Source organism: Streptomyces sp. NPDC048269 (assembly GCF_040652395.1).
Classification (GTDB): Bacteria; Actinomycetota; Actinomycetes; order Streptomycetales; family Streptomycetaceae; genus Streptomyces.
On record NZ_JBEZLW010000012.1, the window covers coordinates 1 to 21278 of the forward strand.

At 69.5% G+C, this 21278-nt stretch carries 20 protein-coding genes and 3 pseudogenes; 11 read left to right on the plus strand and 12 right to left on the minus strand.

From position 1 onward, the window contains the following. Position 1: 1 nt before the first annotated feature. On the minus strand, positions 2-301 hold the full coding sequence (locus AB0D48_RS15955) for a transposase (protein WP_362396080.1): 300 nt from the start codon (positions 299-301) through the stop codon (positions 2-4). 125 nt (positions 302-426) lie between these two features. Here AB0D48_RS15955 and AB0D48_RS15960 point away from each other — a divergent pair, with 125 nt between their 5' ends. From AB0D48_RS15960 to AB0D48_RS15970, 3 genes and pseudogenes are all read left to right on the plus strand, one after another. Beyond that, positions 427-987: a GNAT family protein gene (locus AB0D48_RS15960; protein WP_362396082.1), complete on the plus strand. Its 561-nt coding sequence runs from the start codon at positions 427-429 to the stop codon at positions 985-987. A gap of 488 nt (positions 988-1475) precedes the next feature. Beyond that, entirely contained in the window at positions 1476-2696 is a 1221-nt protein-coding gene (locus AB0D48_RS15965) for an IS701 family transposase (protein ID WP_362396517.1), read from the plus strand. Between the two features lie 254 nt (positions 2697-2950). Continuing rightward, positions 2951-3559, plus strand: a pseudogene (locus tag AB0D48_RS15970) (transposase); the annotation flags it as partial. A gap of 113 nt (positions 3560-3672) precedes the next feature. Here AB0D48_RS15970 and AB0D48_RS15975 read toward each other — a convergent pair. Continuing rightward, the gene (locus tag AB0D48_RS15975) at positions 3673-4935 is read right to left on the minus strand and encodes an IS110 family transposase (RefSeq protein WP_362396085.1); all 1263 of its coding nucleotides are present in this window, start codon (positions 4933-4935) and stop codon (positions 3673-3675) included. A 423-nt stretch (positions 4936-5358) separates the two neighbouring features. On the opposite strand from AB0D48_RS15975, the pseudogene AB0D48_RS15980 reads away from it, so the two are divergent. Further along, positions 5359-5658 (plus strand): annotated as a pseudogene (locus tag AB0D48_RS15980) (transposase); the annotation flags it as partial. A gap of 18 nt (positions 5659-5676) precedes the next feature. Here AB0D48_RS15980 and AB0D48_RS15985 read toward each other — a convergent pair. After that, complete coding sequence (locus AB0D48_RS15985; protein WP_362396088.1) at positions 5677-6252, minus strand: hypothetical protein; 576 nt, start codon at positions 6250-6252, stop codon at positions 5677-5679. Between the two features lie 391 nt (positions 6253-6643). Between AB0D48_RS15985 and AB0D48_RS15990 the strand changes: the two genes are divergently transcribed. Together AB0D48_RS15990 and AB0D48_RS15995 are read left to right on the plus strand one after the other, a co-directional pair. Next, entirely contained in the window at positions 6644-7645 is a 1002-nt protein-coding gene (locus tag AB0D48_RS15990) for a winged helix-turn-helix domain-containing protein (protein ID WP_362396091.1), read from the plus strand. A 185-nt stretch (positions 7646-7830) separates the two neighbouring features. Then, the gene (locus tag AB0D48_RS15995; protein ID WP_362396094.1) at positions 7831-8289 is read left to right on the plus strand and encodes a hypothetical protein; all 459 of its coding nucleotides are present in this window, start codon (positions 7831-7833) and stop codon (positions 8287-8289) included. A gap of 433 nt (positions 8290-8722) precedes the next feature. On the opposite strand, the gene AB0D48_RS16000 is transcribed toward AB0D48_RS15995, so the two are convergent. The 6 genes from AB0D48_RS16000 to AB0D48_RS16025 form a co-directional block, all read right to left on the minus strand. Further along, positions 8723-9202, minus strand: coding sequence for a nucleoside 2-deoxyribosyltransferase domain-containing protein (locus AB0D48_RS16000; RefSeq protein WP_362396097.1), 480 nt, complete (start codon positions 9200-9202; stop codon positions 8723-8725). 282 nt (positions 9203-9484) lie between these two features. Then, a complete protein-coding gene (locus tag AB0D48_RS16005) occupies positions 9485-9793 on the minus strand; it encodes a hypothetical protein (RefSeq protein WP_362396099.1) in 309 nt (102 codons plus the stop codon). A gap of 405 nt (positions 9794-10198) precedes the next feature. Beyond that, complete coding sequence (locus AB0D48_RS16010; RefSeq protein ID WP_362396102.1) at positions 10199-11263, minus strand: UDP-N-acetylmuramate dehydrogenase; 1065 nt, start codon at positions 11261-11263, stop codon at positions 10199-10201. Between the two features lie 16 nt (positions 11264-11279). Beyond that, positions 11280-12317: a serine hydrolase domain-containing protein gene (locus tag AB0D48_RS16015; RefSeq protein WP_362396105.1), complete on the minus strand. Its 1038-nt coding sequence runs from the start codon at positions 12315-12317 to the stop codon at positions 11280-11282. Then, positions 12317-13600: a UDP-N-acetylglucosamine 1-carboxyvinyltransferase gene (locus tag AB0D48_RS16020; protein ID WP_362396107.1), complete on the minus strand. Its 1284-nt coding sequence runs from the start codon at positions 13598-13600 to the stop codon at positions 12317-12319. Before AB0D48_RS16020 ends, AB0D48_RS16015 begins: the two co-directional genes overlap by 1 nt. Before the next feature lie 32 nt (positions 13601-13632). Further along, positions 13633-14358, minus strand: coding sequence for a hypothetical protein (locus tag AB0D48_RS16025; protein ID WP_362396109.1), 726 nt, complete (start codon positions 14356-14358; stop codon positions 13633-13635). A gap of 239 nt (positions 14359-14597) precedes the next feature. Between AB0D48_RS16025 and AB0D48_RS16030 the strand changes: the two are divergent. Both AB0D48_RS16030 and AB0D48_RS16035 read left to right on the plus strand, forming a co-directional pair. Then, positions 14598-14759 (plus strand): annotated as a pseudogene (locus AB0D48_RS16030) (helix-turn-helix transcriptional regulator); the annotation flags it as partial. Between the two features lie 150 nt (positions 14760-14909). Then, positions 14910-15944, plus strand: a complete 1035-nt coding sequence (locus tag AB0D48_RS16035; protein ID WP_362396520.1) for an XRE family transcriptional regulator — start codon at positions 14910-14912, stop codon at positions 15942-15944. 142 nt (positions 15945-16086) lie between these two features. Here the strand turns inward: AB0D48_RS16035 and AB0D48_RS16040 are convergent, their stop codons facing one another. Further along, positions 16087-17406 (minus strand): helix-turn-helix transcriptional regulator, encoded by a 1320-nt coding sequence (locus AB0D48_RS16040; RefSeq protein WP_362396112.1) that lies wholly within the window; start codon positions 17404-17406, stop codon positions 16087-16089. A gap of 258 nt (positions 17407-17664) precedes the next feature. Here AB0D48_RS16040 and AB0D48_RS16045 point away from each other — a divergent pair, with 258 nt between their 5' ends. The 3 genes from AB0D48_RS16045 (at position 17665) to AB0D48_RS16055 (ending at position 19903) form a co-directional block, all read left to right on the plus strand. After that, positions 17665-17826: a hypothetical protein gene (locus tag AB0D48_RS16045; protein ID WP_362396114.1), complete on the plus strand. Its 162-nt coding sequence runs from the start codon at positions 17665-17667 to the stop codon at positions 17824-17826. Between the two features lie 92 nt (positions 17827-17918). Beyond that, positions 17919-19130 (plus strand): cupin domain-containing protein, encoded by a 1212-nt coding sequence (locus AB0D48_RS16050; protein WP_362396117.1) that lies wholly within the window; start codon positions 17919-17921, stop codon positions 19128-19130. A gap of 20 nt (positions 19131-19150) precedes the next feature. Next, positions 19151-19903 (plus strand): aldo/keto reductase, encoded by a 753-nt coding sequence (locus AB0D48_RS16055; protein ID WP_362396120.1) that lies wholly within the window; start codon positions 19151-19153, stop codon positions 19901-19903. Here AB0D48_RS16055 and AB0D48_RS16060 read toward each other — a convergent pair. Together AB0D48_RS16060 and AB0D48_RS16065 are read right to left on the minus strand one after the other, a co-directional pair. After that, the gene (locus AB0D48_RS16060; RefSeq protein ID WP_362396123.1) at positions 19894-20745 is read right to left on the minus strand and encodes a phosphotransferase; all 852 of its coding nucleotides are present in this window, start codon (positions 20743-20745) and stop codon (positions 19894-19896) included. The two genes, AB0D48_RS16055 and AB0D48_RS16060, sit on opposite strands and share 10 nt — an antisense overlap. Before the next feature lie 184 nt (positions 20746-20929). After that, complete coding sequence (locus tag AB0D48_RS16065) at positions 20930-21268, minus strand: hypothetical protein (RefSeq protein WP_362396126.1); 339 nt, start codon at positions 21266-21268, stop codon at positions 20930-20932. Positions 21269-21278 lie beyond the last annotated feature (10 nt).

Here is a 21278-nt window from a genome sequence, read left to right on the forward strand (position 1 = left end):
GTCATCGATCGCTTTCCTTCGCGAAGAAGACCGCGGCTTTTCGCAGGACCTCGATCGTCCGGGCCTGCTCGGCGTTCTGCTTCCGCAGCCGCTTAAGCTCCTCACGTTCCACCGAGGTCAGCTCGCCGGGCCGGCCCCCGCCACGATCGGCTTTCGCCCGCTTGTGCCAGCCCCGCAGTGACTCCGGGCTGACCCCGAGCTCCCGGGCCACCTCGGTCACCGTCCGGCCCGTGGAGTCCACCAACGCGACCGCGTCCCGCTTGAACTCCGCCGTATATCGCTTCGTGTAGTTACTTCCCACCTGGCACTGCTTCCCCTGGGCTCATACGTCCCAGTGTCCAGGTGTCCACATCAACGGGGGAACTTCACATGGAGCGTTCACGAGCCCTCGGAACCGTGCACGAACAGGCCGCATAAGATCCCTGGATGGCAATCACCAGTTACCTCCTGCAAGGGCCGCGGGTAGTCATACGCCACGTCCGCTGCCAGGACTACGACGAGCTCACAGCGCTGGCCCAGGAGAGCGCCGAGATGCTTCGCCGCTGGCTGGGCGCCCGCGAGAACACAGTGGAAGCGTTCGAGAGCTACCTTGAGCGGTTCGAGCAGCCCACCCATGAGGGCTTCGTGATCTGCCTGCGCGACACCGGCACGATCGTCGGCGGCATCAACATCAACAACATCGTCAGGGGCACCCTCCAGAGCGGAACCCTGGGCTATACCTCCTACGCCTCTACGACCGGCCGTGGCTACATGACCGAAGGACTGAGGCTCGTGGTCCAGCTCGCCTTCGGCCCGCTGGAACTGCACCGGCTGGAGGCGAACATCCAACCGGACAACACCTCCTCGCTGAACCTCGTCAAACGCCTGGGCTTCCAGCGCGAGGGCTACTCGACTGCCTTCCAGTACATCAACGGCGAGTGGAGGGACCACGAGCGATGGGCCATCACTGCCGAGATGGCACGAACAGCAGCACAGCTCACGAAATGACCTTCGCGGGCACGATGAACTGAGACACAGCCTCAAGTCCGAACCCGGCGGGCACGATGAACTGAGACACCGGCCCCGATCCGTCTCACCGCACAATGCGTCATGCCTGCTCAGAGCACTGACCGAGAGCTAGACCCGTACTTCGCAGGTCACCCGATCGTGAAGATCGACAGGTCGGGTTCGATCACCCGGCGGGCGGGATCGATCCTGAGCCGCCGACGAAAGGCTGACCCGGTCGCTTCCCGACGCCGAGAGGCCGCTGCGGCGAACCTTTTCAGCGACCTGCGAAGTACGGGGCTAGTACTCCAGCAGGACTTTGCTGTCTGACCTGCGGGTTTCGCTGGGCGGCTGGAGTGTAGCGGGCTGCGGGGTGGTCAGGGGTGGCCTTCGGTACGCCGCCCCCCGATCGTGCGACAGCGCCGCAGGTAGTGGCAGCGGCGGGGCAGCTTCCCTACGTGATCACCGCACGTGTTGCCGAGCAGTGGAACCTGGAACTGGACGACCTCTTCGTGAACATCGGCCATCGCTTCGGCCGGGTGGAACTACGCCGCCGCATGCGCGACTACGTACGCGGCCTGCTCGCACCAGTGGCCCGTAAGAACAGCTGGCAGCTGGCCGAGCAGGCAGGCCACGCAACCCCCGATGGCCTGCAGCACCTGCTCGCCGGAGCGAAGTGGAACCCTGACGACATCCGCGACGACCTGCAGGAATACGTCGCTGACAAGCTCGGCGAGAACGATGGCGTCCTCATCATCGACGACACCGGGTTCATCAAAAAGGGCACCACCTCCGCCGGGGTCCAACGCCAATACTCCGGAACTGCCGGCCGCACCGAGAACTGCCAGATCGGCGTCTTCGCCGCCTATGCGACGGCCCGGGGCCGGGCCCTGGTCGACCGCGAGCTCTACCTGCCCAAGACCTGGACCGAGGACCGCGAACGCTGCCGTGCGGCCAAAGTCCCCGACGAGCGGGAGTTCGCTACCAAGGGCCAACTGGCCCGGCGCATCGTGCTGCGATCCCTCGCCTCGCCGCTGCCCATAGCCTGGGTCACCGCTGACGCCGCCTACGGACAGGAGAGCCGCTTCCGTCGGATGCTGGAACAGTCCGGCGTCGGCTACGTGCTGGCCGTGCCCAAGTCCCAGTTCACCGTGGGCTGCCCCCGCATCGACGGGCTGTTCGCCCAGGCCCCGGCCGAAGCATGGGAGAAGGTCTCGTGCGGAGACGGTGCGAAGGGACCGCGCGTCTATCACTGGGCGGCGGTCCGGCTGCCGGCCGTCGCCGAGTTCGACTACCAGGGCGAGATCCCCCACCGGATGCGGTGGGCGCTGGCCCGCCGCAGCATCCGCAAGCCCGACGAAATCGCCTACTACCTTGCTTACACCCCCTTGGCGACCACCGTTCAGGAGCTCGTGCGGATCGCCGGGACGCGCTGGGCGATCGAGGAGTGTTTCCAGGCCGCGAAGAACGAATGCGGCCTGGACCAGTACGAAGTCCGTCGCTATGTGGGCTGGTACCGGCACATCACCCTCGCCATGCTCGCGCACGCCTTCCTGGCTGCCTCGGCGCACCGGGTCCGGGAAAAGGGGGTGGCACCGGTGAGGCTGCCGGGGCAATCGAGTTCACAGTGGCGGAGGTTCGGCGACTCCTGGCAGCTTGTCGTCCCAGGCCCCCGCACCTTCGTGGCCGCCGAGGACGACACCACGCGCTGAGCTGGTCGAACTGGCGCCGACGACGCCAAGAAATCGCCCGCCGCTGCCACTACCTGCGGCGCTGTCGCACGATCGAGGAGCGGCTTACCGAAGGCCACCCCTGACCACCCCGCAGCCCGCTACACTCCAGCCGCCCAGCGAAACCCGCAGGTCAGACAGCAAAGTCCTGCTGGAGTACTAGGGCGCGTATCGAGTCGTGATCAATCTGCGGTTTTTGCCTTCGTGGCGGGGCCTGGACCGGTAGACCTTCTTGGGTGACGCAAGCGCAACTGACGGATGCGGAGTGGGAGTTCATCGGGCCGTACCTGCCGATCGGCGAGTACGGCCCGTACCCCGAGCGGCTGCGGCAGCAGTTCGAGGGCGTGATCTGGCGGTTTCGGACGGGCGGGCAGTGGCGGGAGATGCCGACGGAGTTCGGCGCCTGGTCGACCGTCCACAACCGCTTCCGGCAGTGGCGTGATGCCGGGGTCTTCGAGGCCCTGCTGGAGGGCCTGATCGCGGAAGCCGCGAAGCGCGGTGAGGTGGACCTGTCCCTGGTCAGCATCGACTCCACCACCGCCCGGGCCCACCACGACGCGGCCGGTATGCACCTCGACGAGGACGTCATCACCGGCCTGGAGAAGGCCGCCGCCGAGGAGGAGAAGGCCAGGTCAAAGGGGGCGGCCTCGAAGAACAAAACGGGCAGGAGGCCGAAAGCGATCCCGCGCGGGAAGAACGACGACGCATCCGGCGCCGGCACAAACTCCGGCTGAAGGCCGCCCTCCCGACGCTCCAGGGGCGGGCAGACCAGCAAGGTCCACCTCGCCGCCGACCGCAAGTGCCGCCCGCTGGCGTTCATCCTGACCGCGGGCCAGGCAGCGGACAGCCCGCAGTTCATCCCAGTCCTGAAGAAGGTGCGGGTGCGCGGGCCCGTCGGCCGCCCCCGCACCCGGCCGGACGCGGTCGCCGGGGACAAGACATCCCACGCGGATAAGCGTCAAGCCGCTGCGGTCGTTGGCCCGCTTGCGGGGTGTGGGAAGGCGATGGCTTCGTCGTAGGTGTGGCCGTTCTGGAGGCAGTGGAACAGCATGCCCATGAAGCGGTTGAAGAGGTTCCGCTGTGCGGCGACGTGACGGTCGCCAGCTGCTCGTCGGCGGTCGTAGTGGGCTCTGGCGCCTGGTGACCGGGTGAGAGAGACGAAGGCCCAAACGTAGCCGACGGCAGCCAGTCGCTGGTTCTTGACCTTCCGGCTCATGACCTTGCAGCTCTTGCCGCTGGCCCTGGTGACCGGGGCGCTTCCTGCGTAGGCCTTTAGGGATCCGGCGTTGGAGAACCGTGTCCGGTCGTCGCCGATCTCCGCCAGGACCCGGGCGCCGGTCAGTGAGGCGAGACCCGGAAAGCTCCGGATGACCGGTGCATCCGGATGCTCCTCGAAGGCCTGGGTGACGGCTTCCTCGAGTTGGTCGGCGTTGTCGCAGGCGGTGTTCAGCTGCCTGAGCAGAGCGGAAGTCTGGTGCCCGAGAGCCGCCTCGACCTGCGGGAGCTGGTGGAGGTAGTCGCGTTTGAAGACATCGTGGAGCCTTTCGGCTTCGGCCTGGATGCCGCGGACCCGGCCGGCGTGCTTGAGCAGTGACTGCAGGCGCCGCCGTGTCAGCTTCGCGGCCGTACTCGGCGTCGGAACCGCCGCCAGGATGGTGCGTGCTTCCCTCGAGCACAGGCCGTGTTTGTTCGGGGCGAAGGCGTCGAGGATCGCCGGGTAGAACTCTCTGAGCTGGGAGCGAAGCTTGTTGTGGGCCTGGCCACGGGCCCAGACGGCGTCTTGTTGGGCCCTGGCGAGTACGGCGATGGCCTGGACGAGCTCGGAGTCCGCAGGCAGCGGCCGGTGGGCGGCCATGTCGGTCCGCAGGATGTTGGCCAGGGCCGCGGCGTCAACGGCGTCTGACTTCTTGCGTGCCACGGAGTGGCGGTCCCGGTAGCGGGCAACGGCCAGCGGATTGATTGCGAAGACCGGCCGGCCGGTGGCCCGCAAGCAGGCGACAAGTAGTCCGCGTGATGTCTCGATCGCCACCGGGATCGGGGTGTCCTCGCTATCGCCGTGCTCAGCCAACAGGGCCATGAGCTGGGCAAACCCTGCGGCATTGTCACTGATCCGCACCTTGGCGAGTTGCTTTCCGCCCGCATCGACCAGTGCGATGTCATGGTGGTCTTCGGCCCAGTCCACGCCACAGAACACTGGCGTCGGTAATCCTGTGATCTCCATCTGCTTCCCCTTCGGCGTGACTTCTTTTCCCAGGCCAGAGCCTGTGCAGGGTGCGCGTGCTCCCTAATGGAAGTGCTCAAGGCACGTCATCCCACCAGCCGTTCGCAACCCCAGCGAGTCATACGGCCCTCGGTCCGCGTCAGAGCTGAAAGCTCAAGGCAGAGCTGAGAGGTGATCCGCACAACCGGCTCGGACTACGAATAGCAAACCGCCCGACGGCCGCAGATGGACCGGCCCGCAGCAACAGGACCGCTTCAGTGCCCATGCAGACAGAACTGAACCTGATCCCGAACGCTTCATGCCCACACTGCGGGGCGCGAGCCGGCCTCGTCTTGTCAACAAGGCTCTCAGGCCCGGGCATACTCAAAGGCTCGGCTCGCGCCCCCAGAACGTCAGCTCCCGCCGACCTTCGCTTCCCATTAGGCCTACTCGTCCCGCGGAAACCGCGCCCACCTGCGGAAACGCCGTATCAAGGCAGTCATCCCGGAGAAGAGGGACCAAGCCGCCAATCGGAAGAAGAAGGGCAACAAAGGCGGTAGGCCTGTCAGCCACGACGCCGACCTCTACAAGGAGCAGAACACCGTCGAGCGGCTGATCAACAAGCTGAAGGCCTGGCGAGGCATCGCCACGCGGTACGACAAGACGCCTGCGAGCTACCTCGCCGGCCTCCACCTTCGCGCCTCGATGATCTGGATCAAGGACCTCACCCGGACCACCTGTTGATCACAACCAAATAGCGCCCTAGGGGCAGAGCTGGGTCGGGGTCGGCGTGCACTCGGGGTCGCCAGGGTCACCAGGGTCACCAGGGTCACCAGGGTCGACAGGGCCCGTTCCGGGGTGGAAGTTGGACCACCACAGCGGGGTCGAGCCGTAGTACACCACCATGTTCCCGGAGTTCTGGATGGCCAGGTGGGCACCCCAGTGACGGTGGGTTCCGCTCGCCCACACCGGGCGCATGGCCGCGTTGTAGACCACCAGGTTGCCGTCCGCCTGCATGTAGAGCGTGTTGCCGATGCCGTAGGTGCCCGGGGCCATCCAGATCGCCGCGCCGTCGTGGTAAAGGACGACGTGGCCGTCGCTCTGCATGGCGAGTGTCGTCCGGCCGTCGGGCGAGTACCAGGCCTGGCCTCGAGTCAGCACGGCGGTGCCGCGGATGATCGTCTCGCCGGCGTCGGCGGTGCTCGTGGCAGCGGCGGGCGGGACTCCGCCGGAGGTGGCCGGACCGGCGTGGGCGGGCCCGGCCAGCAGGCCGACTGCCGCGAGCACCGCGCCGACGGCGACACCGGTGCGCGGGACGAACGAGCGCAAAGACTTCATGACGGGTTCTCTTCTCAAGTCGGATTCGTCTCGTGACGCGTGCTCGCCCGTGACCGTCTGGGCCGCAGCGGCGCGGTGACGGTCACGACGAACGGTCAGCCGAGGCCGTAGTGTTCCCCCTGCTACGCCCTTCCCACGACCTCGGCCGGCCCAGTGTCACCATGCGCGACGGCGGCGGACAACGCCCTTCGACGTCTCCCGAATCCGGACAGAGCTCCGCGCCACGCGCCGAGTCCCGGCCAGATCCGCGGCTCGGCACCACTGCCCCGCAAGGAGACGACTAGCGTGCTCCTGAGTCCTGACACCCCGTCCCATCGCCGTACCACCGGCGGGGGCCGGCCGCACAACGGCCCCGCCGAGTCGAACGAAGCCGACCCCTGGAGAAGAGACGGTGCTACGCGTCCACTTCGCCCCCGACGACCTCGCCCGCGTACGCATCGCCCGGTCCCCGGACCCGCTCGCCGAGACGATCCTGAGCCTGCCCGTGCTCCAAGGCGGCGGACCACGCGGTGTCGCGCTCGCGGGATGGCGCGAGCGCACCCGCAGGGGCCTTCGGCCCGCGATGCAGCCGTTGCTCGAACTGGCCCCCGCCGGGGCCGGGGAGTACGTACCAGAGGTGTTCACCCACGCCGCCACCGCCACCCTCGCGGACAGCCTCGACCACACCTGGTCGCTGCCACGCCACCAGTGGACGGCCGACTTCCTCGCCACCGAGCAGTTGCGACCGCATGCCCCACGCTGGATCCACGCACTCCACCACGGTGACCGGGAATGGGGCGATCTCGTCCGCAACGCCCTGCTCAAATACCACGCCATGGCCGTCGCCCCCTACTGGGCGCAGCTCCTGGCGACCGCGCACACCGATCGCACGCGGCGTGCGCTGGTCACGGTCGACTCGGGTGTCGACGGGCTCCTCGCCACCCTGCATCCCGAGGTGCGCTGGGCCTCGCCTGTGCTGTACGTCCCGTGTGAGACCGACGCGGACCTGCGGCTCGCGGGGCGCGGGCTCCTGCTCGTCCCGACGTTCTTCTGGCCGAAGCCCCTGGCCCTGCTCGACAACGCGGACCCCGGCCGGCCACTGGTATTGCGCTACCCCATCGCCCTCGACTTCGCCGACTACGGTTCGGTCTGGGCGCGACCCGCGCCGTCCGGCCCGGACGGCGCCCTCGCCGCCCTGCTGGGCACCACCCGAGCGCGCATCCTGCAGGCCATCGAGACCCCGGCGAGCACGGGCGAGTTGGCCCGTCACACCGGCACGTCCCCCGCGACCGCCAGCCACCACGCCACCGTGCTGCGTACCGCGGGTCTGCTGACGAAGGAGCGGGACGGAAGCAGGGTTCGCCACGCCCTCACGCCGCTGGGACGGGTGCTGTTGAGCGGAGCGGCAACCTAGCGGTGGCGGATGCAGAGGCGTTCCTGAGGTGACAGGTGACCAGGCCGCAGCTCCCCGGACTGCGACCTCGGGGAGCGTGCCGTCCGTGAACTCGCCGCCGAAGAACCGGATTTCGCTCGCCAAAGTCACTTTTCATATGTCAATCTCACTTCGCTCGTAAACCCTTCACGAGATTGGCCGTCACCATGCCCACGAAGCACCCCGCACGTCTGCTCGCCGCCGTGATCATCGCCGGGCTCGGCCTCACCGCCTGCTCGCAGACGAACTCCAACACTTCGGAGGGCAAGGGGGGTTCCCCGTCCGCTGCGGCGAGCAGCTCTGTGGCGGGCAGCAGCGCGAAGCCCACCCCCAGCGCCACGCCGAGCATCGTGGTCAACGGCAAGCAGAAGCCGGCGGATCTCCCCGCAGACCTCCCCCTGCCCCAGGGTGAGCTGACCTCGGTCACCGGCACCACCGGCGCCTACGTCCTCACCTACACCACCTCCGACACGGCCGCCGCGCTCGCCGCCTACGCCACCGCCCTCGAATCCGCTGGATACGAGGTGCAGACCTCCCCGGTGGGTGTCCAGGCCGTCAAGGCGAGCGTCAACGTGACGGCTACCAAGACCTCGGCCGCGCTGCAGGTCGCGCTCGTCGTGGAGTAGTCACCCCCCGGGACTACCAGCCCTCCAGCGGCGGTGAGATGCCGCTCGGTGGGCTGGCCCACGGGCGGGTCAGGGTGGGGCCAGACCGTGAAGGCGACCACCGCCGCGAATACGGCGGGTGCGGAACGAGGGCCCAGGTGCGTCCCGGGATGGCCGGATTTCGCCCCGGTGTGGGCCTGGTGGGCCCGGCAGCGGCCCCGTGATGGCCCTGCCCCACCTCGCCCCCATGCGCTGGTCCGCCGCGCACGCCGTGACGGACAACGACCGAGTCGGGGGAGTATCGGCGGACACCGCCTGCACACCTCACCCGGTCATTTGGAGCTGTGCCCGGATGCAGGCCTACCCTACGTACCCAGGCCACGTACATGAGGTGAACGGCTTCGGCCCGTCGTACACGCGGGGTCCTCCACACACACGGGGGACTCCGCGATGCCTACGACGGGCGCACCACGCCGGTGGGAAGAAGGTCAGCCGCTGCCCGAACCGTCTCGTGCAGATCGTCATGGACGTGCACACCGGGGCGGGCATGAAGCAGCTGCTCGACGACATCCAGCCGCCGCACATAGGCGGGGTCCGCGCCGACCGCGATCGCGGCTCCGCGCGCGACGTGGGCGCCCAGTTCGTACAGGACGATCGGCTGCACACTCGTCGGGGAGTCCGGGAACCAGAAGAGAATCACTCCCGCCCGGTGCAGCATCGTGAACTCCCAGGCGATCTGCGACGGCGCGAGCGCGGCATCTCCCACTGGGAAACGAGCACGGCGTGGACTGACGACCGTGACCGGGCACCCCAGCGCCTCCAGCTGCCGCACCGCTTCGGATTGCCAGTCCGGACAGCCCGTGATACCCCCGGCGAGAAACAGCGACGGGGTTCCATCCGGCTCGTAGTCGGCCGGCGCCTCGATATACCTCACGCCCCCACCGTAAGCCCGACCGGCCGACGGTTGGCCGGAGCCGCCGAGAAATCCCACGGTTCGACAACCAGCTTGCGCTGGTCATCCACCGGCTGTCCGACCTCCTCACCGCCGGAGACGCCGGATCCTGAGGCCGTGCCCTCGCCGAGGGACTCCTCGCCGACTGGTCGAAACCGACGCCCGGATGCCATGAAAAGCCCGTGAGTTCACGAAAGCTGAAGGATCCTCACTACCGGTACCACGCCTGGAGGCGAGGCAACGAGTCTACGTGGGGTCGTGGGTTCAGGAACCCGGGTCATCAGGGCCAAGCTCGGCGTCGAGGCGGATGAGCCAATCTGCATCAGCGAGCCCTGCTGCGACGAGCACGTCGCGCCAGTCCATCTTCGCCAGTTCGATGGCTTGGCGGAACTTATCGATGTCGCCCTCAGCGAGCACAATGATCGCGGCTCGGATGCGCTCGCTGCGCAGTTGCCGGGTGTCATAGCCGACGGCGTCTGGGAATGCGTCGAGGATCCGCAGGACCTCCGGCGCGGCACCCGGTTCGGGGAAGTCACGTCGGATGCGCCGTTCGAGTCGCGTGCTGCCGATCACGACACCGCCCTGCCCATCTCAGACCTTGCCGCTTCCGGCCAGGCGCATTCGCATTCGCATTCGCATCAGGATACGGCCCTGCATGTTCTTGCCCATGCCCGTGGAACCTCGCCCCCGGTAGTGGTCGGCCACCGGAGCCCATCGACAGAGAAGGCATGCGGGGTTGCATCCGCGTCACACAAGACGACTACCGGATCCCGCTCAGTCTCGAGGCCCAAACCCACAAGTTGATCACGACCGAATACGCGCCCTAGATCCAATGAGACAGGACAGGAGGCGGGGCTGCCGGGCCGGATCGTACGATGACCGCATGACCAGCACGATGCAGCCGTCGAACCGTCGCCCTGCCGGGCGCGGCTTCGTGCTGCTGCGGTTCACTCACCGTCCGCAGCGACGCGCGAGGTATTAGCCGTCCCCGGAGCCAGGACCAACTCGCCACAGGCACATCCGGTTCGGCTGGACAGGCTCGGACCGTAGACGGATCCGGTGCATCGTGAGGACGGCGTCGGCGAGAACTTCAAGGGCGGTCGTGAAGGAGGCGGCCGTGGCGTCGTCGCGGGCGGTGAGCGTGAGGGCGCGGCCCTGGGAGCAGTACACGCCGGGGGCGACCCGGATGCCGGGGTCGAATCCGGTCTGCTCCAGTAGCCATCCCGCGCTGGCGCGAAGGGTGCCGTTCGGGCTGCTGTGGACCGGGCCGCCGGCCGCGCGGATCGCTGTCGCCTGTGCGTGGGTGATGGGCGGGTTGAGGAAGACGGAACCGGCCTGGCGGGCGTCCGGCCCGCAGGTGGGCAGGCTGAGACCGCGGTTGTGCCGGTCGGCGAGGACGGCCTGGGCCGCTTCGGCGAGCGGTGGCCGGGCGCCGAGGCGTACGGCCAGCGCGTCGGCGAGGTGCTGGTAGCGGATGGGGGATGCGCACGTGTGCCGTGCCAGACGCAGGCCGACATTGAGGATCGTCAGCCGTCCGGGCTGGGTCTTGAACCTGCTGGTGCGGTAGCCGAAGTCGCAGTCGGCGGGACGCAGTTCGCGGGCGCGGCCGAGGTTCCAGTCGTAGACGGTGAGGCGGGTGAGGGTGTCGGATATCTGCTGTCCGTAGGCGCCGGTGTTCTGGACCGGTGCGGCTCCGGTGGTGCCCGGTATCCCGCCGAGGTACTCGATGCCGGACAGGCCCTCGGCGACGGTGAAGGCGACGAGCGAGCCGAGCGGCTCTCCCGCCTGGACGACGACCTCCACGAGGTCGCTGCCGAGCGGGCGCACGGTGACCCCGCGGGTGGCCATGCGGATCACGGTCCCGGGGTAGCCGGTGTCGTTGGCGAGGGTGTTGCTGCCGCCGCCGAGCACGAACGGCGCCGCGTCGCCGCCGACTGCGGTGTGGGTGAGGTCGGGCCAGGCGGCGGGGTCGGTGTGGGTGAGGAACCGGTCGGCGGGTCCGCCGAGGCGGAGGGTGGTGTGGTCGGCCAGCAGCTCACCCATGGGGTGCCTCTCTTTGTCAGGTGTCGGAGATGGTCTTGAGTGCGAGTTCCCGCAGTGGGGCGATCTTGGTGCGGGCGTTGCCGCCGTAGATGGCGTTGGTGCAGATCGCCAGGTAGCGGCCGGTCTCCGGCGCGAGGTAGAGGCTCGTGCCGGTGAACCCGTGGTGGTACGCGACGCGGCCGCCGGCGGCGAGGATCCAGGACAGTCCGCGGTCCAGGCCGGGCTCGATCGGGGCTTGGGGGACGAGGCTGACGTGCAGCCATTCGCCCAGGCCGTGGGTGTCGCCGTCCGCGTGCGCGGTCAGGAGCCGCTGGGCGTATACGGCGAGGTCGGCGGGGGTGGAGAAGACACCGGCGTGGCCGGCGATGCCGCCGAGCAGGCCGGCGTTGTCGTCGTGCGGGACGCCCCAGATCCGCGGGGCGCCGGGGATGCGCTGTTCGGTCGGGGCGACCTGCGGGGTGCGGCCGACGGGCCCGTACACCGTGGAGTCCATGCCGAGCGTCTTCCACAGGGCCTCGCCGAGCTGGTCGAGGGGGTGGCCGTGGATGTGGGCGAGGGCCAGGCCGAGCAGGATGTAGCCGCGGTTGATGTAGCGGTGCTGGCCGGGGGCGTCTTCCAGCGGTTCGCGGCACAGGAGTTCGTGCAGCGGCAGGTCGGCGCCGCGGTAGTGGTCGAGGCGGGTGGAGGCGCGCAGCCCGGAGGTGTGCGCGATCAGCTGGCGGACGGTGGCCTCGCCGCTGGGGTTCTCGCTGTTCATCGGGGGCAGGAAGTCGCGGATCGGGGCGTCGAGGTCGAGCAGCCCGGCGTCCAGGGCCTGCCCGATCAGGGGCCAGGTAGCGACGACCTTGGTCAGCGAGGCGATGTCGTACAGCGTGCCCGGCCCGGGTTCGCTCTCGCCGCACTCGGGGGCGACCTTGCCGGCAATGAGGAACCGGGGGTTGGCGCCGGTGGTGCCGTAGGCGATGACGCCGCCGGGGGCCGCGCCGTCGGCGACGACCTGGGCGAAGGTGTCCCGGAGGCGGGTGGTGTCATCGGCGGTGAACGGGACGGGCATCAGGGGCCTCCGGGGATGGTGGTGATCTCGGCTCCCAGCGTGGCCAGATTGGGCAGCAGGTGGCCGTAGCCGCGCCGGAGATGGAACATCCCTCGGATCGTAGAGGTGCCGTCGGCGGTGAGTGCGGCGATCAGCAGCGCGGTCACCGCGCGGATGTCCGCGGCCTCTACCTCGGCGCCGTGGAGCCGGGCCGACCCGCGGACGCGGAGGATCGAGCCGGTGGCGGCGATGTCGGCGCCGAAGGCACGCAGCCCCTGGACGTGGGTGTCACGGCGGGGGTAGACGCGCTCGCCGATCAACGAGGTGCCCTCGGCCCGGGTGAGCATCGCGGCCAACTGCGGAGCGGCGTCGGTCGGCAGGCCCGGATGCGGACCGGTCGCTGCCTCAATGGCCCGAAGCGGCCCCTGGAGCTGCGTCCGCACACCACCGCTCGTGTCGTCAGCCAAGATGATGCCGGCTTCGGCGAGGGCGCGGGCGAGACCGTCGGGGAAGTCGGCGGCGGCGATGTTGTCGAGGTGGACGCTGCCGCCGGTCGCGGCAGCGGCCATGACCATGGTGGCCGCCTCGATGCGGTCCCCGGCCACCGCGAACGTACCGCCGGCGATCCAGTCGCTGCCGGACACGTGCAAGCCCTCCTGGTCGAAGTGGACCAGGACGCCCCGTTCGGCCAGGAAGCGGGCGGTCTCGGTAACCTCCGGCTCGATCGACGGCTGGGTGATCAGGCTGCTTCCATGGGCGCGAGCAGCCAGCAGCATCGCCGTCACCGTCGCCCCGAGGCTCGGCCCGTACGGCGTGTTCACGTCCACGGTGAACGCTCTCAGCCCGCGGGTACCGCACCGAGCGCGGATGCCGGTGTCGTTCGCGATGACCTCGGCGCCGGCCGCGCGCATCGCCGCGAGGTGCCGGTCGATCAGGCGGGGGCAGAACGCGTCGCCGCCGGGATAGGGGAAGGCCACCTGCCCGGTGCGGGCCAGCACCGCCGCGGCCAGCACGGCGGTCGTACGGACCCGGCGGCCGAGCTCGGGATGGACGACCGGGCGGATGGTGCTCGGCGGGGCCACGGTGAAGCAGCCGTCTCTGGTGGCGACGTGGGCTGCGGTGTGACGCAGGATCTGCGCGCACACCCCGGTGTCGATGATGTCCGGCGCCCCGGTCAGGACGACCGGGACGTCGGCAAGCAGAGCCGCGGCGTACAGGTGCAGGGCGATGTTCTTGCTGCCCTGGACCGGGATCCGGCCGGACAGCGGGCGCCCGCCGGTGACCTGCACGAGTGCGGTGTCCATGGCGTCGCGTGTGGACGCGGTGGCCACGGCCGTCACCGGACCCGGGAGCCGGCGGGCAGGAAGCCGCCGATGTGGTCGCGCGGGTAGACCACAGTGCCCGGCCCGATCAGGGTGCCCGGTGAGAGAACGGTTCCGGCGGGCAGCGCCACCTCGTCGCCGATGACGGCGCCGAACTTCGTCTGGCCGGTGGGGATGCGCTGCCCGTCGAGGTTGACGGTGATCTCCTCGAGCGCCGGCTCCGCGACAGGGCCGCGGTCGCACCGAAGTCCGGTGGTGGAGCAGAACGAGCCGATGTTGACGCGCCGTCCGATCACCGAGTCGCCGATGAAGCAGGGGTGCTTCATGAAGACGTGCCCGGTCAGGAGGCTACGGGTGATCTCCGCGCCGAACCCGATCCGGCAGCCGGGGCCGATCACGCTGTGGTCGCGGACCAGCGCGCCAGCCGCGACGACGGCCCCCGCGCAGACCAGGACCGGACCGATCACCTGGGCTCCCGCCTCGATCCGGGCACCGGCCTGGACGATCACATCGCCCTGGAGCAGGGCCCCGTCCTCGACAACGCCCTGCCCCGCGCGGAGGCCCTCGCCCCCGTGGTCGAGGTCGGCGGCCATCGCGGCCTTGATGCCGAAGACGCTGGAGCAGCTGTTCAACAGGCCGGTGACGTACGGGCCGAGGCCCTCGGGGCGGAAGTAGTAGGCGGGGGTGAGGCGGGCGTCGGCGGCGCGCTCCGTTGACGGGATGGGATTCGCGGACTGCATCAGGACCTCCCGGAATCGGGGCGGCCCGTGGCTGCGGGCCGCTCGTTCTCGAAGGTCGCCGCTGCCGGCCCAGCGGCGGGAGGGGCGCTGTCCTGGCCTGCAAAGCCGTTTGCATCTCATGCAAACGACCTGTCTGCCGTGCAGTCCTAGGACTACGGTTGAAGCGGCGCAGCCTCGGCTATCGGCGGGAACGAGGTACAGATGCGGTTAACGGATCATGAGCGCCCCTTGGGGCTGATGTGAAGCCCGGGGAACTCGTACGGCAGACCCGGCAAGCGAAGGGCCTCACCCTCGCCGGACTGGGCAAGCTGACCGGATACTCCGGGGCCCAGGTCTCTCGGTACGAGCGGGGCATCTCACCGATGACGGACATCGGCGTACTGCGGTGCTTCGCCGACGCCCTCGAACTCCCACACCAGGCATTCGGACTGGCGCCGCCCGCACCCCGGCCGGAAGTTCGACATGGTCAGCCGATCGGCGCAACCAGCGCCTTCCCCCGGCTCCCTGCCAATAGGGTGGGTAGACCCGGGTGGGAGGACGGTGAAGATCCAGTGCACCGACGGAAGTTGCTCGCGGGCCTGGCGGCCACAGCCGCCGCCCCACTGCTCGGGAGCGGAACCGCGCAGGCCGACGAGGCCCTGCTCGGCGAGCTGCTCGTCGCCCGCCTCCGGGATGCGATGCTCGGACTGGGCACGGCCACGGCCGCGCCGTCGTCCGAGACGATCTCCACCGACTTCACCCGCGCGCTCGCCGACTTCGACGCCTGCCGCTACGCATCCCTCGCCGTCCGCCTGCCCCGCCTCATCCGCGCCGGCCACGCGCTTACCGCCAACGGCGACGACACGGAGCAGTACGCCCTCCTGGCCAAGAGCTACCTGCTGGCCACCCGCATGCTCGTGAAAATGGACGAGCAGCAGCTCGGCTGGATGGCCGCCGACCGCGCGCGGCAGCTCGGCGAGGCAGCGGGAGACATCCTCGCGGTCGCCGAATCCGCCCGCCAGCTGGCCGTGCTCGCCAGGAAGGCGGGATGGCATGACGAGGCGCTGTCGATCGCACTGTCCGCCGCTGATCACCCGGATCTGCGTGGCATCGGACGAGCCGGCGCCGCGGTACGCGGGCTCCTGGTGCAGAGTGCGTCGTACACCCTCGCGCGCCGAGGCGACCGGGACGGGATGCGCGAGCTGACCGACGAATCCGCCGCCATTGCCAAGGAACTCGGCGGAGCCACTCTGCTGCGCGACCACGGCGGCGGCTTCAGTCCCCTCACCGTGCAACTCCACAGAATCAGCGCCGAAAACCATGCGGGCGATCCCCGGGCCGCGCTCGATGCCGCTCGCGCGATCTCGCTGAAGGCGCTGCCCAGCGTCGAGCGCCGCTCCCGAGCCCTGGGCGACATCGCCGTCACCTACGACCGCCTCGGCCGCCGCAGCGACTGCGTCCGCACCCTCCTCGCGGCCGAGCGGTGCGCTCCACAGGAGACGCACGCCCGCCCGGCGACGAAGTCCCTGATCTCCAGCCTGCTGGTCTCCGGACCCACCTCGACGGAACTGCGCGGCCTCGCCGAACGCAGCGGCGTGCTCGCCTGATGTCTTGTGCCACCCAAGGTTGACGGTGTGACAACGAAGGCTGAGCCACCGGCTGGCGTATGGCGGCCATAGTCGTGGCCAGTACCGACAGGTCCGAGTGGCGGGCGCGGGTGGCGGGCGCGACTCTGCGAGGGCGCCACGGTTATGCGGTGCGGAGGCGTTCGAGGAGTTCACCAACGCCGGCCTCGCTGCGGTACGGGGAGAAGTCGGGTGCCATGTCTCGAACGAGGGCCACGCACCGGTCGGCGCCGATGCGCTCCGCGAGGTCGAGGGACTGAGCAGCGACTGCGGCGGCCTGCTCGATCTCGCCGGACTTGAGGAAGGAGCGTCCCTGGCTGAGGAGGAAGACCCCGCGGGTCTTGTCCCGGCTGACGGGGAGCAGGGCCAGCCCTTCGTCGATCCGGGCACGTGCTTCGGGGGCGTTGCCGAGGTCGAGGAGGCACTGCCCCGCGTCGACGGACAGGTCCGCCGGGCTCATCCACGAGCACCACGATGGCGGAGGGGTGCTGGCGTCGGTGGTGATGGCCGTCTCCGCCGCGGTCAGGTCCCGGTAGCACTCGGCGCGCGCGCCAGCGGCTGCGTAGGCTCGGGCCCGGCGAAGGTGCAGGAGGGAACGAGCGGTCGGGTGCGACGTGCGGGCGAGGGCATGGGTGAGGGGGTCCACGGCGGCCTGTGGGCGGCCGACCCAGATCGACTGGTACGCATAGTCGGCCAGGACCCCGGCGCCGGCGTCGCGGTCGTCGGCGGCGTGGGCGTTGGTGAGTGCGGCGTTCCAGTAGACGCCGGCCGCGTGGTGCTTGCCCTGGTCGAAGCGGTACCAGCCGCATGTGCTGGCCAGGCGGGCGGCGAGAGCGTGTAGCCGGAGTCCGAGGTGCTGGGGGTAGCGGCCGCCTTCGAGTAGGTCGGTGACCGTGTCGAGGTGGGCGTCCATCAGCTTGACGGTGTGCTGGCGACGTTCGGTCGGCAGCGAGGTGAGCGCGGCTGCGGTCGTCTCCAGCCAGTCCGCGCGCTCGGCGTCCACGGGGCGTCCGTCGAGGGAGCTCGTAAGCCGGTCCGGCTCGAGGCTTGCCCACTGGGCGGACAGCCCGGACAGCGCGACCGCGCTGAAGACCATGAAGTTGCGGCGTTCCATGGATGCTCTCTGTGCTTCTCGGAGGGCCCGGACGGTGAAAGCCGAGCCCAGGGGTAAGGGGTCCGCCCGGCCGGGAAGCCAGTGCGGCCACGGATAGATGTCGAAATCCACGAGTGGCACGCCGAAAGCCTCGGCGATGAGCAGCTGGGATTCGGCGCTGGGTGTCTTGCGCCAGTTTTCCCACCTGCTCACCGCCGTCTTATCGGCGCCGGTCCGCAGACCTTCCGGCCGGCTCGCGGCCGCCTTGCGCATTCGGGCGACCAGGTCGGTCTGGGACCAGCCACGCAGTTCCCGGGCGTAGGTCAGCGGATGGCCGATCAGTACGTCCACGTTCCCCGCCCTTCGTCGAAGCGTCCCACGGTATCGACAGCCCCGCCGGGACAACACCGGGACAACGCCCAACACCTGTTCGAGTGAGGCCTGTTGGCGCTGTACTCGTCAGCCCGGAACGAACCCGTACCGGGAGGGGCAGCTGTTCGGAGCCCCACATCCGCCTCCGCCTCGGCACGCGGGGCGGAGGCGCTCTCCATCCGACAGACCCGACCGGCTACCGCCGGCTTCGGAAGCACGGGAAAAGGGAGACACGCAATGGCACAGGCACAGGCACAGGACGAGCTGCTCATCGGCGTCGAGAGCCTCATCAAGATCCAGGATCGCTTCACCGCCGCCGCTGCCGAATCCGACTCCACCGGAACGTCTACGGGTGACGACGGCGAGAACCGCGACGGCCTCAACCTCCCGCAGGAGTAACACCTCTCGCAGGCGCACCGTCGCCCAGCGGGGGCCCGTCATCACCGGTGGGCCCCCGCCATCGCACCCGTGACTCAGGACCGGAGAAAGACGTGGACCACCGCTTCGTCACCGCACTGGAGAAGGCCTTGGGCTGGACCGGCGCGGCCCCGCTCGGCACAGGCTTCGCCCGCGGCACCATCGAAGACCTTGACCTGCTCGACCGCCTCCTCAACCCGCAGCGCCTGCTCGACCTCGTCATGCGCCGCAGCGTCAACACCCCCCAGTTCCGCATCTTCCAGAACGGCTCCGAGCTCCACCCCGGCCGGTACATCGAGCCCGCCGTTACCCGCCGGGGCCAGGCGATCCCCATGGCGGACATGCACCGCGTCGGCGCCCTGGTGCGGGAGGGCTGCACGATGGTCCTGGACGAGATCGACTTCTTCGACCCGACTATGGAAGCCACCTGCCGCGCCCTGCAGTGGTGGGCCCGCGAACTCGTCCAGGCCAACGCCTACCTCACCACCAATGACGCCAGCGGCTTCGACCTGCACTGGGACGATCACGACACCCTTATCGTCCAGCTCGCCGGACAGAAGACATGGGACGTACGCGGAGCCTCTCGCCCGGCTCCCATGTACCGGGACTCCGCTCCCAACACCGAGCCCAGCGAGGAGATCATCTGGCGGGGAACCCTGCGGACCGGCGACGTCATGCACATCCCGCGCGGCTTCTGGCACCAGGCCACCCGCGGCGACCAGGGCGAGGGCTACAGCCTCCACGCCACCTTTGGCATCGTGAAGCGCACCGGAGTGAACTGGCTGGCATGGCTCGCAGACCAGGCCCGCGCACAGGAACTCTTCCGCCACGACCTCGACCGCTGGGCCACCCCCGACCGCTGGGAGGAACAGCAGCGCGCCCTGGCCCAGGCCGTGGCCCGGATGGCTGGGGAGCTGAGCCCGCAGGACTTCCTCGACGCCCGAGAACGAGAGCGTCGCGCAGCCCGGCACCTCCCCGCCACCGGCTTGTTCGGCCGGCCCGAAGCCGTCGTGTGCGTGACGGACTTCGAGCCGGTGATCCAGCGAAACGACGCCACCGTGGACGTCCTGGCCGCTGGCAAGAAGATCACTTTCGCGGCGAAGGCGTACCCGGCCCTCGGCCTGCTGCTCAGCGGCCACCCCGTCCGGATCGCCGATGCCGCCGCGGCGACCGGCGTCGACGTCGCACAGCTCGCCGACATCCTGGTGAAGGAGGAGCTGTGCACGGAGCTGACCCCCGCCTTGTCCTCGGGCTACACCGGTCTGGTCACCGCCGCGACATCCTGACCGCGGCGCTCGACCTGGGAGTGGACGCACTCGACACAGCCGCCCCCTACCACGGGCACCGTTCACACCGGACGCTTGCTCAGATTGCCGGTGACCTGCTGCCGAAGTTCGCGATCTCCACCAAGATCGGCTATTTTCCGGGCCTCGGCCACTCCCTCGACCCGGTCCGCCTGCGCAGGGGAGTGGAGCTGGCTGTACGAGATCCTGGGCGGGAGCCGGACCTGGTGTTCCTGCACAACCCCGAACAGAGCCTGGCTGGCGCATCATCGCGCAGCCCGGCCGATCGCCTTGCCGCGGCATGCGCCGTTCTGGAGACGGCGGTGGAACAGGGGCTGTGCCGGACGTGGGGGGTGTCGTCGTGGGACCCCCGCTCCCTGGCCGCCGTCGATCTCAGGGGGCTGCCCCGCCCCGAGACCGTAATGGTGCGGGCCGGCCTACTCGTCGGCGTCGAAGTCCTCGATGCCGTCGAGGCGGTTCACGAAATGTGGAGCCCGGCGACTTCCTGGGGCATGAGCCCCTTCGGCGGAAGCACCACGTCGCCCGTGTGGGAGGTGTTCGACCCGCGCCCGTTCCTGCAAGGCCCTCGCGACGGGCACACCCGAGCGCAGGCAGCGTTCCGTATCGCCTTCCGTGTGCCCGTGGTGGACGGTGTAGCTGTCAGCACGGACAACCCTGTCCATCTGCGAGAACTGACCGAGGCGCTGCGCCTCAACGTAGACGAGCAGGCTGCCGACCGGTACCTCCGGTATCTGAGGCGTCAGCGTCACGGCTGAAGATCGTTCACGAGTCGTGCCGCTTCCCGGCGTGCCGGCATCAGCAGGGGATCGTCCTCGTACGCGTGAGGGCCCACGATCTTCGACAGGAAGAACAACGCCATCAGCTTGCCGTCCCGGCTCTCCATGTCGGCCCGCCGCTCGCGGTAGACCCGGTCGGCTAGGTCCGGGACGGCCAGCGCGTTCCCCCAAAGAGTCGCTGCGTCCAGCCCACGGGGGGCCATGCCCCAGTCCTCCCAGTCGATGAGGCAGAACTCCGGCCCCATCACGTTCGCCCACGTCAGATCCCCGTGGGCAGGAACCCATCGCCCGACGGTGGTGTCCGTGACTGCGGGGAACACCTCGCCCAGCTTCCTGGTGACGAGCTCCTGCGTGACCCGCTCCGAGTCCGGGGTGGCGATCCGGTACGTGTGCTGCGAGGAAAGGGCATTGAGCGAGCCGTTCAGCCCAGCCCACCAGGCCTCGGGCAGCCCCGGATCCTCCCGTACGAGGGCGCCCTTGCCGAGAGGCTGTGCGGCGACGAGCTCCAGTTCGTCGGCACGCCACATCACCGGCTCGTCTGCCTCCCGCCACGTCACGCCTTGGTACCACTGGGGCATCACGACCCCACGCAGCACGGCGGCGGCCTCGGTGCCGTTCCAGCCTTGCTGGCCGATCCGCTCGAAGCCCCGGCGCTCGATCCGTACCCAGGTCCCTTGCTCTGTACGGGCTCCGACAGAGCGGCGCTTACGCACGACGTCGTCCCGGTTCAGGCGGACGTTCAGGCCCCGCTCCACCCGGATCAGCACGCCCTCAACGGGGTGTCGGCGCAAGTCCACAGGGGCTGGCACGGAACCGACCATCAAACCTCCTCGGCAAGTCCACGACCGTAGCAAGGGTTCAGGCTCCCGCGGGGACTGCGGCGCGAGCGGAGGTGCGGTGGATGTGCGGCCAGCGCCGCGATCCTCCGCAGAGCTGGTGCTGGGGCGTCCGGCACGAGTGCTCCCCATCACTTCAAGGGCACTTCGGCGATCGGTTCCCACCTGATCAGCGCTCCGTCGTGCCACTGGGCGACCAAGTGGAGTCGGTCGACGGCCCGATGGCGGGCCGGTCGAAGGTGAGGAGGAACGGCTCCAGGTCCTTCACCGCGTGCTGGACGTCCTTGACGAGGGCGGTGGTGTCCACGGTGTCGCGACTCAGGCCGACGGCGTGTAGGAGCGTGCAGTGCATCCACTGCGCCGGCACGGCCCGTAGGCCCGGCGGGATGATCCGCGTGTACGGGGCGGCCAGTGCTTCCGCCTCCTGGCCTGTCGGCAGGATGTGCCAGTGGAGGTCCTGGCGCCCCGGTGGGAAGAAGGGGGCGACACGGTCGAAGAAGCTCTCCATCCGATCGTTC

Coding starts and splice junctions, on each gene's coding strand:
- AB0D48_RS15960 (WP_362396082.1), top strand. CDS start 427: ATGGCAATCACCAGTTACCTCCTGCAAGGGCCGCGGGTAGTCATACGC.
- AB0D48_RS15975 (WP_362396085.1), bottom strand. CDS start 4,935: ATGGAGATCACAGGATTACCGACGCCAGTGTTCTGTGGCGTGGACTGG.
- AB0D48_RS15985 (WP_362396088.1), bottom strand. CDS start 6,252: ATGAAGTCTTTGCGCTCGTTCGTCCCGCGCACCGGTGTCGCCGTCGGC.
- AB0D48_RS15995 (WP_362396094.1), top strand. CDS start 7,831: ATGCCCACGAAGCACCCCGCACGTCTGCTCGCCGCCGTGATCATCGCC.
- AB0D48_RS16010 (WP_362396102.1), bottom strand. CDS start 11,263: ATGGGTGAGCTGCTGGCCGACCACACCACCCTCCGCCTCGGCGGACCC.
- AB0D48_RS16015 (WP_362396105.1), bottom strand. CDS start 12,317: ATGCCCGTCCCGTTCACCGCCGATGACACCACCCGCCTCCGGGACACC.
- AB0D48_RS16020 (WP_362396107.1), bottom strand. CDS start 13,600: ATGGACACCGCACTCGTGCAGGTCACCGGCGGGCGCCCGCTGTCCGGC.
- AB0D48_RS16025 (WP_362396109.1), bottom strand. CDS start 14,358: ATGCAGTCCGCGAATCCCATCCCGTCAACGGAGCGCGCCGCCGACGCC.
- AB0D48_RS16045 (WP_362396114.1), top strand. CDS start 17,665: ATGGCACAGGCACAGGCACAGGACGAGCTGCTCATCGGCGTCGAGAGC.
- AB0D48_RS16060 (WP_362396123.1), bottom strand. CDS start 20,745: ATGGTCGGTTCCGTGCCAGCCCCTGTGGACTTGCGCCGACACCCCGTT.
- AB0D48_RS16065 (WP_362396126.1), bottom strand. CDS start 21,268: ATGGAGAGCTTCTTCGACCGTGTCGCCCCCTTCTTCCCACCGGGGCGC.